Below are 3,890 nucleotides of genomic sequence, written 5' to 3' on the forward strand. Positions count from 1 at the left end.
GGAAAGAGTTTTTACCCAGATCGATACCAATGAGCGCAATGTTTTCCATGATAGTTCTCCGAATGAAAGCCTGTCCTCAGCATAGTACCGGGAAGGAGGGAGTGACCATCTCATTAAATAAAGCACGCTAAGCCGGTGGCAGCGGTCGCAATGGCCTAAACTTCCCCGCACCGACCTTGGCGCTGCTGCGCCATAGGTAATCGCCGGTCAGGTTGATGTGCTCCCACCCCAGCGGCGACAGATATTGCAACAATGTGTCGTCCAGCGCCGTGCCGTTGCCACGCAAAGCACTGGTGGCACGCTCCAGATATACCGTGTTCCACAACACGATGGCCGCCGTCACCAGATTGAGGCCGCTGGCCCGGTAGCGCTGCTGCTCAAAACTGCGGTCGCGGATTTCACCCAATCGGTAGAAGAAGACCGCCCTGGCCAGCGCGTTGCGCGCCTCGCCCTTATTCAGCCCCGCATGGACGCGGCGGCGCAGCTCCACGCTTTGCAGCCAATCCAAAATGAACAGCGTGCGCTCGATGCGCCCCAGCTCGCGCAACGCCACGGCCAAGCCGTTCTGGCGCGGGTAGCTGCCGAGTTTGCGCAGCATCAGCGAAGCCGTTACCGTGCCTTGCTTGATGGAGGTGGCCAGCCGCAGAATTTCATCCCAATGGGCGCGTATTTGCTTGATGTTCAGCCTGTCGCTGCTAATCATCGGCTTGAGCGCGTCATAGGCGGCATCGCCCTTGGGGATGAATAGCTTGGTTTCGCCCAAGTCACGGATACGCGGCGCGAAGCGAAATCCCAGCAAATGCATCAAGCCAAACACGTGATCGGTGAAGCCTGCCGTGTCGGTGTAGTGTTCCTCGATGCGCAAGTCCGACTCGTGGTACAGCAGGCCATCAAGCACGTAAGTTGAATCACGAATGCCCACGTTGACCACCTTGGCACTGAAGGGCGCGTACTGGTCGGAGATATGGGTGTAGAAAGTCCGTCCTGGACTGCTTCCATACTTCGGGTTGATATGACCAGTGCTTTCTGCTTTGCTGCCGGTTCTGAAGTTCTGGCCGTCCGACGATGACGTGGTGCCGTCACCCCAGTTGCCGGCGAAGGGTTGCCGAAACTGCGCATTCACCAGCTCGGCCAGCGCCGTCGAATAGGTTTCATCGCGGATGTGCCAGGCTTGCAGCCAAGACAGCTTGGCGTAGGTGGTGCCAGGGCAGGACTCGGCCATTTTGGTCAGACCCAGGTTGATCGCGTCGGCCAGGATCGTCGTCAACAGCAAGGTTTTGTCCTTGGCCGTGTCGCTGGTCTTCAGGTGTGTGAAGTGGCGGGTGAAGCCCGTCCATTCATCGACCTCCATCAGCAACTCGGTGATTTTGAGGTGCGGCAGCAGCATAGCTGTCTGGTCGATCATGGCTTGCGCGGCGTCTGGTACTGCCGCGTCCAGCGGCGTGATCTTCAGGCCTGACGCGGTGGTGATGATGGCATCCGGTAAGTCGTTGGCCGCAGCCATGCGGTTGACTGTGGCGAGTTGCGCCTCCAACAATTCCAACCGGTCATGCAGGTATTGGTCGCAGTCGGTGGCCACTGCCAGCGGCAATTCGCTGGCCAGCTTCAAAGTGGCGAACTTCTCGACCGGCACCAGGTATTCGTCGAAGTCCTTGAACTGGCGAGAACCCTGCACCCAGACATCACCGGAGCGCAGCGCGTTCTTCAGCTCCGACAGGGCGCATAACTCGTAGTAACGCCGGTCGATGCCGTCGTCGGTCAGAACCAGCTTTGCCCAGCGCGGCTTGATGAATGCGGTTGGCGCATCGGCGGGCACCTTGCGCGCGCTGTCGCTGTTCATGCCGCGCAGCATGTCGATGGCATCGAGCACACCCTTGGCGGCGGGCGCAGCCCGCAATTTGAGCACGCCCAGGAACTGCGGCGCGTAGCGGCGTAGCGTGGCATAGCTTTCACCGATGTGGTGCAGGAAATCAAAGTCGGCAGGCCGCGCCAATGTTTGCGCTTCGGTGACGCTGGCGGCGAAGGTGTCCCAGGGCATAACGGCCTCGATGGCGGCGAACGGATCGCTGCCGCTTTGCTTGGCCTCAATCAACGCTTGACCGATGCGCCCATACATCCGCACCTTGTCGTTGATCGCCTTGCCGGAAGCCTGGAACTGCTGCTGATGCTTGTTCTTGGCCGCGTTGAACAGCTTGCCGATGATGCGATCGTGAAGGTCGATGATTTCATCGGTGACGGTGGCCATGCCTTCGATGGCCAGCGCTACCAGCGTGGCATAGCGTCGTTGCACCTCGAACTTTGCCAGATCAGCAGGCGTCATCTGGCCACCTTCACGAGCGATTTTGAGCAGGCGGTTCTGGTGAACCTGCCGCTCGATGCCTGCGGGCAGATCAAGTGCTTGCCAGGATTTCAGGCGCTCAATATGTTCGAGCATGTGGCGAGAGTTCGGTTTGGCAGGCGACTGGCGCAGCCATGCCAGCCACGTCACTTTACTGCCGTCCTTGCGCTTGAGAAGTTCGTCCAGGCGCTGACGGTGGGGTGATAACAAAGAATCGGTCAGCGCCGCGTAAATGCGTCGGTTGGCACGGGTGATGGCCTCGGCGCTTGCGCGCTCGATGGCATTCATGGCGGGCAGGATAATGCTCTGCCGCCGCAGATTCTCGACAAGTGCGCTCGCCAGCACGATGCCTTTGTCGGTCTGCAAGGCCAGCTCGGTCAATGTATGCACGGCTTGCCGATAGTGGCTCATGGTGAAGGGCTTGAACCCAAAAACCGTTTGCAGCTCGACCAAGTGCTCCCGCCGTGTCTGTTCGCGCTGGCCGTACTCGCTCCAACTTTCCACTGGCATCTTGAGTTGCGCGGCCACCATGCGCAACAGGGGCGGAAACGGAGGCTCATCGACGCCCAAAAAGGTGCCAGGGAATCGCAAGTAGCAAAGCTGCACAGCGAAGCCCAATCGATTCGCGGCGCCGCGACGCTGACGGATCACCGACAGGTCGGTTTCGTTGAACGTGTAGTGCCGTATCAGTTCGTCTTTGGCATCTGGCAGTGCCAGCAGGCTTTCGCGCTCGGTGGCGGACAGGATTGAGCGGCGTGGCATGGTCAGTCTTCCCGCAGGTACTGGTACAAGGTTTCGCGGCTGATGCCGAAGTCACGGGCCACCAAGGTTTTTTGGTCGCCTGCCGCAACTCGCCGTTTCAACTCGGCAATTTGTTCGCTGTTCAGCGATTTCTTTCGTCCCCGGTAGGCACCGCGCTGCTTGGCCAGCACGATTCCCTCGCGCTGACGTTCGCGGATCAGGGCGCGCTCGAACTCAGCGAAGGCTCCCATGACCGACAGCATCAGATTGGCCATCGGTGAGTCCTCGCCGGTGAACTTCAGCCCTTCTTTGACGAACTCCATGCGCACGCCCCGTTGTGTCAGCCCTTGGACGATGCGGCGCAGGTCATCAAGGTTGCGTGCCAGCCTGTCCATGCTATGCACCACCACGGTGTCGCCCTCGCGGACGAAGGCCAGCAGCCTTTCCAGCTCGGGACGCTGGGTGTCCTTGCCAGAAGCCTTGTCGGTGAACACCCGCGCCACCTGAACACCCTCCAATTGCCGTTCCGGGTTCTGGTCGAAGCTGCTGACGCGGACATAGCCGATGCGTTGACCTTGCAAGATGCCTCCAAAGGCAAAAGTGTCAGGATGAAATCTATTACCTTTGACGGAATATGTCAATCAATAGGAAATTTAACTCTATTCTGACATCGTTTGCACATGGTGTCGTTTTCAGAAGACGGCTGCACTGAACGTCAGAAGCCGACTGCACTATAGCAGCGGAGGGGTTGGATCCATCAGGCAACGACGGGCTGCTGCCGGCCATCAGCGGACGCAGGGAGGACTTTCCG

At 59.5% G+C, this 3,890-nt stretch carries 2 protein-coding genes; both read right to left on the reverse strand.

The window, feature by feature from the left end; all coding sequences use genetic code 11:
• Nucleotides 1–127: 127 nt before the first annotated feature.
• A complete protein-coding gene (locus tag ACHHZ7_RS25135) occupies nucleotides 128–3,100 on the reverse strand; it encodes a Tn3 family transposase (protein ID WP_001138073.1) in 2,973 nt (990 codons plus the stop codon).
• A 2-nt stretch (nucleotides 3,101–3,102) separates the two neighbouring features.
• The gene (locus ACHHZ7_RS25140; protein WP_001162012.1) at nucleotides 3,103–3,660 is read right to left on the reverse strand and encodes a recombinase family protein; all 558 of its coding nucleotides are present in this window, start codon (nucleotides 3,658–3,660) and stop codon (nucleotides 3,103–3,105) included.
• Nucleotides 3,661–3,890 lie beyond the last annotated feature (230 nt).

The organism is Citrobacter freundii complex sp. 2024EL-00216, from assembly GCF_043945515.1.
Taxonomy (GTDB): domain Bacteria; phylum Pseudomonadota; class Gammaproteobacteria; order Enterobacterales; family Enterobacteriaceae; genus Citrobacter; species Citrobacter portucalensis.